The 12,986-nt window shown below is 70.2% G+C and carries 9 protein-coding genes and 2 pseudogenes; 3 read left to right on the top strand and 8 right to left on the bottom strand.

Annotation, left to right across the window (positions count from 1 at the left end):
- Nucleotides 1-140 precede the first annotated feature (140 nt).
- The 7 genes and pseudogenes from V6V89_RS32030 to ftsY form a co-directional block, all read right to left on the bottom strand.
- Nucleotides 141-769: pseudogene (locus tag V6V89_RS32030) on the bottom strand (ABC transporter ATP-binding protein); the annotation flags it as partial.
- Nucleotides 766-1,350: a PadR family transcriptional regulator gene (locus tag V6V89_RS32025; protein WP_334623280.1), complete on the bottom strand. Its 585-nt coding sequence runs from the start codon at nt 1,348-1,350 to the stop codon at nt 766-768. The pseudogene V6V89_RS32030 and the gene V6V89_RS32025, both read right to left, overlap by 4 nt.
- A gap of 41 nt (nt 1,351-1,391) precedes the next feature.
- Nucleotides 1,392-3,605: a [protein-PII] uridylyltransferase gene (locus V6V89_RS32020; protein ID WP_334623307.1), complete on the bottom strand. Its 2,214-nt coding sequence runs from the start codon at nt 3,603-3,605 to the stop codon at nt 1,392-1,394.
- Nucleotides 3,602-3,940, bottom strand: coding sequence for a P-II family nitrogen regulator (locus tag V6V89_RS32015; protein WP_281893310.1), 339 nt, complete (start codon nt 3,938-3,940; stop codon nt 3,602-3,604). The genes V6V89_RS32020 and V6V89_RS32015 overlap by 4 nt, the downstream gene beginning before the upstream one ends.
- A 25-nt stretch (nt 3,941-3,965) precedes the next feature.
- The gene (locus V6V89_RS32010) at nt 3,966-5,318 is read right to left on the bottom strand and encodes an ammonium transporter (protein ID WP_334623279.1); all 1,353 of its coding nucleotides are present in this window, start codon (nt 5,316-5,318) and stop codon (nt 3,966-3,968) included.
- A gap of 207 nt (nt 5,319-5,525) precedes the next feature.
- A complete protein-coding gene (locus V6V89_RS32005) occupies nt 5,526-6,356 on the bottom strand; it encodes an aminoglycoside phosphotransferase family protein (protein ID WP_265253405.1) in 831 nt (276 codons plus the stop codon).
- Between the two features lie 6 nt (nt 6,357-6,362).
- Entirely contained in the window at nt 6,363-7,484 is a 1,122-nt protein-coding gene (gene ftsY / locus V6V89_RS32000) for a signal recognition particle-docking protein FtsY (protein WP_334623278.1), read from the bottom strand.
- A 226-nt stretch (nt 7,485-7,710) separates the two neighbouring features.
- Between ftsY and V6V89_RS31995 the strand changes: the two genes are divergently transcribed.
- Nucleotides 7,711-9,366 carry an alkaline phosphatase D family protein gene (locus V6V89_RS31995; RefSeq protein ID WP_334623277.1) on the top strand — a complete coding sequence of 552 codons (1,656 nt, stop codon included), beginning with the start codon at nt 7,711-7,713 and terminating at the stop codon, nt 9,364-9,366.
- Nucleotides 9,367-9,392: 26 nt separating this feature from the next.
- On the opposite strand, the gene V6V89_RS31990 is transcribed toward V6V89_RS31995, so the two are convergent.
- Complete coding sequence (locus tag V6V89_RS31990; RefSeq protein ID WP_334623276.1) at nt 9,393-9,773, bottom strand: cellulose binding domain-containing protein; 381 nt, start codon at nt 9,771-9,773, stop codon at nt 9,393-9,395.
- A gap of 38 nt (nt 9,774-9,811) precedes the next feature.
- Between V6V89_RS31990 and V6V89_RS31985 the strand changes: the two are divergent.
- Nucleotides 9,812-10,332, top strand: a pseudogene (locus tag V6V89_RS31985) (DinB family protein).
- 101 nt (nt 10,333-10,433) lie between these two features.
- Nucleotides 10,434-12,767 (top strand): putative bifunctional diguanylate cyclase/phosphodiesterase, encoded by a 2,334-nt coding sequence (locus V6V89_RS31980; protein WP_334623275.1) that lies wholly within the window; start codon nt 10,434-10,436, stop codon nt 12,765-12,767.
- Nucleotides 12,768-12,986 lie beyond the last annotated feature (219 nt).

Genomic DNA, 12,986 nt, shown 5'->3' with positions numbered 1-12,986 from the left:
ACCGCGAAGAGGGCGATCCCGGTGAGCCACAGCACGGGTGCCGCTCCGTCGCCGGTCGGATGGTTGGCGATCTGCTCCACCCGGTCGCGGTTCGACCAGTAGGTCAGCGCACCCAACGCCACCCCGATGATCCCGGCGAGAGCCCAGCTCGCGAAGCGCGCCTCGTGGGTGACGAGCACGCCCGCCGCGCCCGCGTCGACCCGCGACCGGATGAGGTCGAGCACCGCCTGTCCCGTGGCCGAGTCGAGCGCGCCGGTGGGCTCGTCGGCGAGCAGCAGCCTGCGCTGCCCGATCACGGCCCGCGCCACGGCCACGCGCTGTTGCTGGCCGCCGGAGAGCTGGTCGGGAACCCGGTCCGCCACCCCGTCCAGGCCGACCTCGCCGAGCGCCGCGACCGCCTCCGCCCGGGCGGCACGCGCCGACACACCGGCCAGTTCACGGGGCAGGGCCACGTTTTCGGCGGCGGTCAGCCCGCTGACCAGGTTGAAGTCCTGGAAAACGTATCCGATGTGGTCACGCCGCAGGCGCGCCAGCGCGGCGGGGCGCAGGCCGCCGAGGGGGTGCCCTCCACTCGCACCTCGCCGGACGTCGGGGTGTCGAGCCCGCCGCCGATCGCGAGCAGCGTCGACTTGCCCGAGCCTGACGGCCCCATGATGGCGACCAGTTCGCCGGCTCCAACCTCCAGGGTCAGGTCGTCGAGCGCGCGCACCGTCGTCTCGCCGGACCGGTACTCCCGGCTGACGCCGGCGAAGCTGAGAACCGCGCTCATCGGGCACCTCGCGAGGTCGCGGCGGGCCGGCCCGCCTTACGGGGCCGTGCGACGGCCACCAGCCGGCCGCCCCGGCGCAGCACCGTCGACTCGACGTGATCGAGCCAGCGCACCTCGCCCTCCAGGGCGAACACGAGGCTGTCGATCAGCAGCACGCCCGCCATGTCGTCGGCCTGTTCGGCGTCGCGGCGCAGCGTGTTGTAGTCGCGCATGAGGCGCAGCGACTCGGTGCGCTGCCTCTGTACGACCGCGGCGACGTCGACACCGGGGGTGGTGGCTGCCATCAGCAGCTTGATGGCCAGCTCGTTGCGCGGCCGGTCGGCGTCCGCGACGGGGGTGGTGAACCACCCGTCGAGCGCCGCGCGGCCGGTTTCGGTGATGGCGTACATCGTGCGGCCGTCGGCGTTGGTGCCCTCCGCAGCGACAAGGTCGTCGCGCTCCAGCCGCTCCAGCGTCGTGTACACCTGCCCGACGTTGACCGGCCACGTGCCTCCGGTCCGCGCCTCGAACTCGGTGCGCAGCTGGTACCCGTACTTGGGCCCATCAGCGAACAGCGCGAGCAACCCAAACTTCACACTCATGCAGGAGAGCTTACTCGGTAACTAGTTACCGAGTAAGCTCCCTATGTGACGACGGCCAGGACGGCAGCCTCCACCTTTTCCCGTTCCGTCTCGTCGGACCATGCGCCGACGAGGTAAAACGCGTCGACCACGTCGCCGCCCAGCGTGGAAATCCGAGCGGCTCGCACATGGGCGCCGGCCTCGTCGAGGGCCGACGTGACCCGATACAGCAGCCCCGGCGCGTCGGCGGCGCGTAGCTCCATGACGACCGCGTCGGTCGCCGCCTCGCGGTGCCAGACGATCTTGGGTGCGGCACCGCCGCCCCGGCTGGAGAGGCCTCGCCCGCGCAGTCTCTGGGTGACCGACACGTCGCCGGACACCGCCCGCCGCAGGTCGCTGGAGAGCGCCAGCGCGTCCGGCGGCATGCCGTACCGCGGCTGCACCCGGAACTCCACCAGTGCCCGCCCGTCCACCGTGGACGCGTCGGCGGTGAGCACCTCCAGCCGGTGCAGCGCCAGGCAGCCGGCCACCGCGGCGAGCAGTCCGCGCCGGTCGGCGGCGGCCACCGCGACCCGGTCGCCCTCCAGGTGCACGACCGGCAGCGGCCCCGCAACCAGCGTGGGATCGGGCTTCGGCGGCGCCGGCAGTACGCCCGTGTCGAGGGCGATGTGCACGCGGCGCACGAGCTCCGCGATCAGCCGGCCCTTCCAGTCGGACCAGGCGGCCGGCCCGGTGGCCTGCGCGTCGGCGCGCGCCAGCCCGTGCAGCAGGCCCAGCGTGGTGGTGTCGCCGACGGCGTCGGCGACCGCCTTGATCGTCACCGGGTCGGAGAGGTCGCGGCGGGTGGCGACCTCGGGCAGCAGCAGATGCAGCCGGACCAGATTCTCGATCACCCGCACGTCGGCGGGCGGCAGCCCGATCCGGGCCGCGATGCCGCTCGCCACGGGTATTCCGGTGGTGCTGTGGTCGCCCGGCAGGCCCTTGCCCACGTCGTGCAGAAACGCGCCCAGCAGCAGCAGGTCGGGCCGGTCCACCTCGCGGGTGTACGCGGTCGCCTCGTACGCCGCCTGCACCAGGTGCCGGTCGAGTGTGAACTGGTGCACCGGGTTGTGCTGCGGCAGGCTGCGTATCCGGGTCCACTCCGGCAGCCAGCCGTCGACCAGCCCGTACCGGTCACAGGTCTCCCACGTGGGCACGAGACCCAGCCCGGCGCCGAGCAGTGTGACCAGGGCCGAGCGGGCCGCCTCCGGCCACGGCGCCGGCAGCGGTGGACTGTACGCGGCAAGCCACTCGCACGTGGCCCGCGCGATCGGCAGTTGGGTGACCGCCGCGGCGGCCGCGACCCGCAGCGACAGGCTGGGATCCGGCCGGGCGCCGATCGCGGTGCGCGCCAGCACCAGTTCGCCGTCCTGCTCGACCACGTCGCGGGCGACGGGCCGGCGCAGCGGCTTGCCGTCGGCGCCGCGCTTGCGGCCGCCGGTGCGCAACCGGTCGGCGGAGCGCCACGCGTCATCGAGCGCGTGCGTGATCGTGCGCGCGTCGCTCGCGACGCGGCGCAGCAGCGCGTCGCCGTCTTCGAGGCCGACCATCCGCGCCACGGAGGCCCGCTCCTGGGCGACCAGCCGGTCGACCCGCCGCCCGACGCTGGTGTGCAGCGCGTCGCGGATGTCGAGCAGGCGTAGGTGCGCGGCGCGCACCTGCGGCCGCAGGGCGTCGGAGAGGCCGGCCTGCGCGATGGCGCGCAGGATGCCGACGTCGCGCAGCCCGCCAGCGGCCTCCTTCAGGTCGCCCTCCAGCAGGAACGCCAGCTCGCCGTGCACCTTCCAGCGGGTCAGCGTGATCTCGCGCAGCTTGGCCAGCTGCCGTACGGCGATCCGCCGCCACTGGTCCGCCGCCGTCTCGATGAGCCCCATGGTGAGCTGGCGGTCGCCGGCGACGTGGCGGGCGTCGAGCAGGCTGAGCGAGACCTTGACGTCGTCGTGCGCCACCGACAGCGCCTCGGGGAGGGTGCGCACCGAGTGGTCCAGCCCGATGCGGGTGTCCCAGACCGGATACCAGAGCGAGGTGGCGAGCTCCTCCACGCCCGGCACCCCGGTGTGCAGCAGGATCAGGTCGAGGTCGCTGTGTGGCGCGCACTGTAGCCGGCCCAGCCCGCCGAACGCGACCAGCGCGACCCCCTCCGGCCACGATGGCAGGAGCGAGCTGAGCCAAATGTCAAGCGCCGCCGCGCGCTTGACGCGCGCGGCGGCACCGACTTCCTGCGTGATCTCTATCAGAGCGCGTCCAGGCCGCGCTCGCCGGTGCGGACGCGGACGACGTCTTCGACAGCCGTCACCCACACCTTGCCGTCACCGATCTTGCCGGTGCGCGAAGCCGTGACGACGGCGTCGACGACCTTGTCGACATCGATCTCGTCGGTCAGCACTTCGACCCGGATCTTCGGAAGGAACTCCACTGTGTACTCGGCACCCCGGTACACCTCGGTGTGGCCCTTCTGGCGCCCGTACCCCTGTACTTCGCTCACGGTCATGCCGGCCACGCCAAGGGCGTGCAGGGCCTCCTTGACCGCGTCGAGCTGGTACGGCTTGATGACCGCAGTCACCAGCTTCATGCTCAATCCCTCCATCGGTCCGAGGTTAACCGGCGACCTTCTCGCTGACTGGCTTCTGTTGTGCGGCGTTGGCCGGCGGGGCGATGCCCGCCTGCGCGAACGCGCCGCCCGTGGTCGGCGAGAGATCGTAACCGCTCTCCGCGTGCTCCGCGACGTCGATGCCGTCGACCTCGGCCTCGCTGGTGGCCCGCAGGCCGATGGTCACCTTGATGATGAACGCCAGGGCCACGGCGATGGCGAACGAGTAGACCGTGACGATCGCGCTACCGGCGAACTGCCGGCCGATCTGGGTCACGCCGCCACCGTAGAAGAGACCCTCGTTGGCACCGAGGACCTCCTCGATCGCGCCGTTGACCTGAAGCGTGGCGAACAGGCCGATCCACAACGAGCCGATCCAGCCAGCGACGAAGTGCACGCCGACGACGTCGAGCGAGTCGTCGTAGCCGAGCTTGTACTTCAGGCTGACCGCCATGGCGCAGACCGCACCGGCGATGATGCCCAGGATGACCGCGGGAAGCGGAGCGATGAAGCCACATGCCGGGGTGATCGCGACCAAGCCGGCGACGGCGCCGGACGAGGCACCGACCAGGGTCGGCTTGCCGTCGCGGAGCCACTCCACGATGATCCAGCCGAGCACACCGGCCGCGGTGGCCACCTGGGTGTTGAGGAAGGCCGCGCCAGTCGTGCTGTCGACGGTCAGCTCCGACCCGGCGTTGAAGCCGAACCAGCCGAACCACAGCAGCCCCGCGCCGAGCATCACGAACGGCACGTTGTGCGGCTTGAAGCTCTCCTTCGGCCAGCCGATGCGCTTGCCGAGGACGAGCACCAGGCCGAGCGCGGCGGCACCTGCGTTGATGTGCACCGCGGTGCCACCGGCGAAGTCCAGCGCCTTGATCTTCGCGCCGATGAAGCCGCCACCCCACACCCAGTGCGCTACGGGGACGTACACGAGGGTGAACCAGCCGAACGCGAAGAGCAGCCAGCCGGAGAACTTGAGCCGGTCGGAGGCCGCACCACTGATCAGCGCGACGGTGATGATGGCGAACATCATCTGGAACGCGAGGAAGACGTAGACCGGAATCCCGGTCTCGCCCCAGATGTCGCCGATGAAGTCGGTCTCGGTGCCGAGGTACTGGGTGAAGCTGCCGATCACGTTGTTCAGGCTGGCGTTGTCGTTGGCGCCGAACGCCAACGAGAAGCCGTAGATGACCCAAAGTACGGAGATGAGCCCGATGGCGCTGAAGCTCATCATCATCATGTTGAGTACGCCCTTGGACCGGTTGAGGCCTCCGTAGAACAGGGCCAGACCCGGCGTCATGAGCAGCACGAGTGCAGACGACAGGAGCAACCAGGCGGTATTCCCGGTGTCGATCTCCACGCTGCCTCCTCTCGGTTTGGTTGCCTCCCTCCGGCAAGAAACTGGGGCAGCGTTGCCCGAGCGCCGGTTGTGCGGAAGCTTTCAGGCAGGCTGTTTCACGGACAGTGCCCGGACGGTTTCCACAACATCACGGCTTGTTTCGTACGTGTGAAGAAACCCTCAACATCCCTGGAACGGCCAGGGGCACCTCAACCGAACGGCGTGTTCTCAGCGCAGAGCGTATTCAAGCGTGTGACGCTCGTAGTCCAGGAGGCGCAAGTCCCGCATTGGTCGCCTTAGGTGCCCTTTGTGCACAATACGCACAAATGCCGGATCTCCGGCCGCCGCCATCCGGCGGATGCCCTCGACGTGGTCGACGATCCGCTTCCGGATCGTGCGCACCAGCCGGTGCCGGTCGCGCGGGATCAGCCCATACGCGTCGGCGAAGAGTCGCAGCCGGCGCGGCCTGTTCGGCCGCTTCCAGCCGAGCGTGTACGAGTCTCGGTCGGAGAACAGCGGCACCCACGTCCACGCCGCGTACGCCACGTCGTAGATCCGCGCGCCCGGCGACGCCAGGTCGAAGTCGATCAGGGCCAGCGTGCCGTCCGGCCGCCAGATCACGTTGTGCGGCGCCGCGTCGTGATGGCAGACCACCTCGGTGTCGGGCGGCGGTGGCCCGAACGAGCGCCACACCGCGCCGGGCGGCGGCTGGAAGCCGTACTGCGCGTCGTGGAACATTCGCAGCATCGTCGCGACCGTGACCAGCGCCTCGTCGGTCACCCAGTGCGGCGCGAGCGGGTACTCACCGCACTCGCCCTCAAGGTAGGACAGCACCTCGCGGTTACGGTCGTCCATGCCGAGGGCGCGCGGCGAGCCGGTGAACCCGACGTACTCCAGGTGGCGCAGCAGCGCGTGCACCGATGGCGTCCACGGGCCGGCGTTGCGCCGCACCGTGTCGCCGACGCGCACGACGGTGCTCACGTTCCCGCCGCGGAGCGGGATCTCTTGCGAAGTCACGTACGGTCTCCCGAGGCGCGGCGCCTGATCGCGGTAAGTCACCCGAGGTTACGCGTCCGTGCCAAGGAGCGCGTCGACGAATGCGGCCGGATCGAACGGCGCAAGGTCATCGGGCCCCTCCCCCAGACCGACAAGCTTCACTGGTATCCCCAGCTTGCGCTGTACGGCGATGACAATGCCACCTTTAGCCGTGCCGTCGAGCTTCGTCAGCACCACGCCGGTCACGTCGACCACCTCGGTGAACACCCGGGCCTGCTCGAGGCCGTTCTGCCCCGTGGTGGCGTCGAGCACCAGCAGGGTCTCGTCGACCGGCCCGTGCTTTTCCACCACTCGCTTGACCTTGCCCAGCTCGTCCATCAGGCCGACCTTGTTCTGCAAACGGCCAGCCGTGTCGATCAGCACCGTGTCGACGCCGCTCTCGACGCCACGCTTCACCGCGTCGTACGCCACGCTCGCCGGGTCGGCGGCCTCCGGACCGCGCACCACCTCGGCGCCAACCCGCCCCGCCCAGGTGGCGAGCTGGTCGGCCGCCGCGGCCCGGAACGTGTCGGCAGCGCCAAGCACGACCGTGTGCCCGTCGGCGACCAGGACCCGCGCGATCTTGCCGCAGGTGGTGGTCTTGCCAGCGCCATTGACACCCACGACGAGCATGACGGTCGGCTTGCCCTTGAAGGTCAGCGACCGGTCCAGGTCGGGATCGAGCGCCGCCAGCAGCTCCTCCGCAAGCAGCGTGCGCAGGTCGGCGGCGTTCCGGGTGCCCAGGACCTTGGTGCGCTCGCGCAGCCGCTCGACGATCTCGCGGGTCGCCTCGACACCGACGTCGGCGGTGATCAGGCTGTCTTCGATCTCCTCCCAGGCGTCGTCGTCCAGCCGATCGCGGGCGAGCAGGCCGAGCAGCCCCTTGCCGAAGACGCTCTGAGAGCGGGCGAGCCGGCCGCGCAGCCGCACCAACCGCCCGGCAGTGGGCTCGGGAGCCTCGATGACCGGCGCGGCCACCGGCTCCTCGATGACCTGCTTCTCTATGACATGCGGAGCCTCCTCCTCGACCGGCGGGGCGGTCGGTGCGGGCGACGGCGGCAGCGGCTGGCGACGCAGCCGCGGCACCACGAGCCCCACGCCGGCGAGCACCAGCACACCGAGCAGGACCAGAGCGAGGACGACGTACTCCATGCAGGAAATCCTGACAGATAGCCGCTCGCGCGGCGCGGCGAGGCTCAGAGCCTGATGGTTCGCTCACTCCACGGCGCCCTGAGGCGACGCCGCTGCGTTCGCTCACGGCTGGCGCACAGCGTCACCGGGTAGAGAGGATGTCTTGCGACCCTTCCCCCCGGAGGTTAAGCGTGAAGCACCCCACGAAATCGATCCGCTGCGCTCCTCGATTCCGCGTGGCCCCCGCGTGACCGCTGAACTGCTGATCGGCCCGCTCCTGCGCCGCGTGGTGGGCACGCGCGCCACCATCTGGGTGGAGACCAGCGCGCCCGCCCAGGTCCAGGTACGTGCCGGTCAGGCCGGTGGGGAATCGCACACCTTCACCGCTTTCGGGCACCACTACGCCCTGGTGGTGGTAGAGGGGCTGGCGCCGGGCTCGACCACACCGTACGAGGTGTTTCTCGACGGATCTGTCGTGTGGCCGGAGCCGGACTCCCAGTACCCCGTCAGTGTGATCCGGACCCGCGACCGCGACGATGCCGCGCAGCCGGTGCGGCTGGTCTTCGGCTCTTGTCGCGAGACGACGCAGCACGTCACGGCGCGCAAACTGCCGCCCGACGCGATGGATGCCTACGCGCGGCGGCTGATGCTGACCGACGAGCCCCTGCCCGACCTGCTCATGCTCCTCGGCGACCAGGTGTACGCGGACCTCCCGTCACCGGCGGTGAAGCGGTTCCTGCGCCGCCGCCGCAAGCACGGGCACGAGGGGCCCGCGCATGAGGTGATCAACTACGAGGAGTACACGCAGCTCTATCTGGAGTCGTGGCGCGATCCGGAGATGCGCTGGCTGTACGCCAGCGTGCCGAGTGTCATGATCTTCGACGACCACGAAATCATCGACGACTGGAACTCGTCGGCGGCGTGGCGCAACGACATCCGGCAGCAGCCGTGGTGGACCGAACGGATCGCCAGCGGCCTCGCCTCGTACTGGGTCTACCAGCACCTGGGCAACATGGATCCGGACGAGCTCGCAGCCGACCCGGTGTACCAGAAGGTGCTCGCCGCCGAAGACGCCACCGAGGTCCTGCACGAGTTCGCCATCGACGTCGACGCGAACGGCGGCTACCAGTGGAGCTACTCGCTCGACGTCGGGCGCACCAGGCTCATCGTGCTCGACAACCGGTGCAGCCGGGTGCTCGAACCGGAGAACCGGGCCATGCTGCCGCCCGCCGAGTGGCAGTGGTTCACCGACCAGGTACACGGCGACTACGACCACCTGGTGGTGGGCTCGTCGCTGCCGTGGCTGCTCCCGCCGGGCATCCACCACCTGGAGGCGTGGAACGAGCGGATCGCCACGTCACCGCGTCCTCGCGTGTCCGCGTTCGCGGAGCGGGTGCGGCGGGCGTTCGACCTGGAGCACTGGGCGGCGTTCCACCGGTCCTTCGACGCGCTGGCAGCCCTGTTCGCCCGGATCGGCGAATCTGGCGCGGCGCCTCCGTCCGACCGCGTGGGCGCGGGACCCGCGTATCCGCCGCCCGCCTCGATCAGCGTGCTCTCCGGTGACGTGCACCACTCCTACGTGGCGCGGGCGCTCTTCGGCACCCGCGTCGCCGCGCCGGTGCACCAGCTCACCTGTTCGCCAGTGCACAACCAGGTGCCGTCGTTCATGCGGCCGATGCTCCAGGTGGGCTGGTGGCGAGGCCCGGCCACGGTGGCGCGGGCGCTGGCGCGCACCGCACGGGTCGCGGCGCCCACCGTGCGGTGGCGCAAGATCGCCGGCCCATACTTCGGCAACGCCCTCGGCACGCTCGACCACGACGGGCGGTCGGCCCAGGTGACGATCGAGGGTACGACGACAGACGGTGCTCTACGCACAGTGGCGGCTGTTGACCTGGCGGGCTAGGCCCTGTCCCGTCGATCATGTCGAGCCTAGTAGCAGGCCACCTGCGGATAGACGACGGGCCCAGAGCCGACGTACCCGAAGATGTGACTCTCCCCGGGCTGGATCACCCCGCCCGACGGGTACGGCGGCGGGTAGATGCTGACCTGCGTGGCGGATGCCGTGAACACCCCGCCCCAGCCCTGGATGATGACACCCGGCGGTTGCAGGATCACGTTTGCCCGCCAGCTCACCGGCCGGGTGGTGACGTTGCGAATCGTGATATTGACCATGTATCCGTTGGTCCACTGCGTAGCGAGCGGGCTCGACACCTCGCAGAGCGGGTCGGCCGCTTTGGCTGGTGCGCCCCCGAGGAGTATGGCCAGCGCGCCCACGGCCAACGCCGCGGCGATCTTCATCCGGATGCCCATGCTTCAATATACATCCGTCGATGTGTTCGAGTGTGCCCATGAGCTGGACCGCACCGCCCGTAGACCGCAAGCCAGAACCCCTTCTAGGTGACGAGCGCACCATGCTGGAAGGCTGGCTCGACTACCACCGCGAAACGCTGCTGATGAAGTGCGTCGGCCTCACCGCGGAGCAGCTCAAGCTGCGCAGCGTGGAGCCCTCGTCACTCAGCCTGCTCGGCCTCGTGCGACACATGGCCGACGTGGAGCGGAGCTGGTTCACCCGCCGATTCCTCGGCGAGGACATCCCCTTCCTCTACTCGACCGACGCGAGCCCCGACGGCGAGTTCGATGATGTCGACGAGGCGGACGCTGAGGCCGATTTCGCCATTTTCCACGCAGAGGTGGAGCGGGCCCGCCGGGCAGCGACCGGGCACTCCCTCGACGAGACGTTCATCCATTCGCGGACGCGCGAAAGATGAGCCTGCGGTGGATCTACATCCACATGATCGAGGAGTACGCCCGCCACAACGGGCACGCGGATCTCATCAGGGAACGGATAGACGGAACCACCGGAGACTGACAAGCTCGCATGAGGTTTTCCCGCGTTAGCGGTGCCGGCTTGATAATGTGTCCGCTGTTGTCGATCAGCCGGTCGGGAAGTGCTGGCAGGGGGCGATAGCCATGGAGCGATCGGCCCCGCCGGGGGACGGCGTTGGGCCATGGGCGCCTGCCGCGATCTTTGCTGCCGCCGGCATCGCGATCACGATCCTCTACGCGCTCACTGACTCCACCACCGTCGCCGCCGGTGCGTTCACCGTCATCGCGCTGGCCACCGTGGTCGCGCTCGTGGTCGGCCCCCGAAGGCACGGCGCACAGCCGCGCCGGCCCTGGCAGTTGCTCGCCGCCGCGGGGATGCTCTTCCTGATCGGTGCGCTGATCCGGCCGTGGGCCGCCGAGCAGACTGGTGCCGCGGCGCTGCTCGGCGACGCGTTCACCCTGCCGGGGTACCTGTTCATGTTCCTGTCACTCGGCAGGCTGCTCCGCAGCCGTGGCAGCCTCCAGCGGCACGCGGTGATCGACGGGTTGATCGTATGCGTGGGCGCCGGTCTCGCCTCCACGCTGCTGCTCGCCATGCCGGCGGCCGCGATCGAGGGACGGCCGCGGGCGGTGTCCGTCCTCGCCGGGCTGTACCCGCTGCTCGACGTCGTACTGGTCCTGCTGCTCGCCAGCCTCGCGTTCACCACGCACGGCCGCCGCCCCAGCTACGTGCTGCTCCTGGGCGGACTGCTGCTGCTGTTGGCCGGCGACATCGGGTACGCGATCATGGGAGTCAACGGCAACCTCGCCGGGTCGGCGCTGGCCGACCTGCCGTTCCTGCTGACGTTCACGCTGATCGGCGCGGCGGCCCTGCACCCCTCCATCGCAGACGTGAGCCGCCTCACCGTCCTACGGGTACAGGCCTGGTCGTGGCGCCGCCTGCTGCTGATCGGCCCCGCCCTGGTCGTGCCATACGCGCTCACCGCCGTGGTCGCCGACGAGGCGATGGCCGCCCGGGTGGTGCTCGCGGCCGGCGGCACCGTGATGGTGTCGTTGCTGCTCGCACGGGCGGTCTCCGCGGTGCAGGACTACGCCGCAGCTCAGGTCAGGTCCGAGTACCAGGCCACCCACGACCCGCTGACCGACCTGCCCAACCGCCTGATGCTCACCGCGGAGATCAGCCGCCGGCTCGCCACCGCGCCACAGAACGGCGACACCACCGTCTGGGTGCTCTTCCTCGACCTCGACGGCTTCAAGCTGGTCAACGACTCGTGGGGGCACGAAGCCGGTGACCAGCTCCTCATCGAGGTGGCCGCCCGGCTGCGCGATACGGTGCCGGAGCCGGCGATGGTGGCCCGGGTCGGCGGCGACGAGTTCGTGGTGGCGTGCACCAGCACCCGCCCCGAGACACTCAAGCTGGTCGACCGGATCATGGATCGACTCAGCGCCCCGCTCAACGTCGGCAGCGCCGAGGTCGTGATCACGCCGTCGATCGGCGTGGTCGGCGCACCAGCTGGCATGGCACCCGTCGCCGCGGTCGCCGCCGTGACCGCCGAAGCGCTCATGCGCGACGCCGACACCGCGATGTACCGCGCCAAGTCCGACGGGCGCGGCCGCTGGACCGAGTTCGATGCCTCCATGCACGAGCGGGTACGCGACCGGGTCGAGATCGAGCTCGCTCTGCGCCACGCACTGACAAGCGGCCAGCTGAGACTGGCGTACCAGCCGATCGTCGAGCTGAGCACCGGACGGCTCGTGGGCGCCGAGGCGCTGATCCGCTGGACGCACCCGACCCGCGGCCCGATCTCGCCGACGACGTTCATCCCCATCGCCGAAGACAGCGGCCTGATCTCCGCCATCGGCCGGTGGGCGCTCGACCAGACCCTGCGGCAGCTGTCGATCTGGCGGCGCGACAAGCTCGTCGCCGACGACTTCTGGATCTCCGTCAACGTCTCGCCCCGCCAGCTCCGCGACGCCGGACTGCCCGGCATCCTCGCCGACACGCTGACCAAGTGGGGCGTACCGAACACCGGCGTCGTCCTGGAGATCACCGAGTCCGTGATGATCGACGCGTCCAGCGTCACCGACCAGGTGCTCTTCGACCTGCGGCGGCTCGGGGTGAAGATCGTGGTCGACGACTTCGGCACCGGCTTCTCCGCCCTCGGATACCTGCGGCGACACCCCGTCACGGGCGTGAAGATCGACCGGTCGTTCGTGGACGGCCTGGGCACGGACGCCGAAGACGAAGAGATCGTCCGGGCTGTGGTGGCGATGAGTGCGGCGCTCAAGCTGACCGTGGTCGCCGAGGGCGTCGAGACACCGACCCAGCAAAACGTGCTGGCCGCCCTGGGGGTGGTGGTCGGCCAGGGCCACCTGTGGAGCGCCCCGGTCACGCCACAGGAGTTCACCGAGCGCTGGCTGACCCTCGAAGAGTCCATCCCCGACCCCGCCACGGAAGCCCAAGACGGCACCGCGTAGCGCCTGCGCTATGGCCCGCGCGGGCTGGTCCGCCGTGCGCCGACGTCCCACGACGCCCTGCCTCGCGCCGACCCACGGCCTCCCAGCCCACGGCCCGGCCCCACCCCTCCCAGCCCACGGCCTCCCAGCCCACGGCCCGCCGTGGGCGATCAAGGTGATCTCCATCGATCAAGGGCAAATGCACGCGGAAAAGAGATCCAACCACGTGCATTTGCCCTT

This window comes from Micromonospora sp. CPCC 206061 (assembly GCF_036906915.1).
Lineage (GTDB): Bacteria > Actinomycetota > Actinomycetes > Mycobacteriales > Micromonosporaceae > Phytohabitans.
This window is presented reverse-complemented; position numbering and strand designations above follow the sequence as displayed.

Coding starts and splice junctions, on each gene's coding strand:
- V6V89_RS31990 (WP_334623276.1), bottom strand. CDS start 9,773: ATGGGCATCCGGATGAAGATCGCCGCGGCGTTGGCCGTGGGCGCGCTG.
- V6V89_RS32015 (WP_281893310.1), bottom strand. CDS start 3,940: ATGAAGCTGGTGACTGCGGTCATCAAGCCGTACCAGCTCGACGCGGTC.
- ftsY (WP_334623278.1), bottom strand. CDS start 7,484: ATGGAGTACGTCGTCCTCGCTCTGGTCCTGCTCGGTGTGCTGGTGCTC.
- V6V89_RS31980 (WP_334623275.1), top strand. CDS start 10,434: ATGGAGCGATCGGCCCCGCCGGGGGACGGCGTTGGGCCATGGGCGCCT.
- V6V89_RS32025 (WP_334623280.1), bottom strand. CDS start 1,350: ATGAGTGTGAAGTTTGGGTTGCTCGCGCTGTTCGCTGATGGGCCCAAG.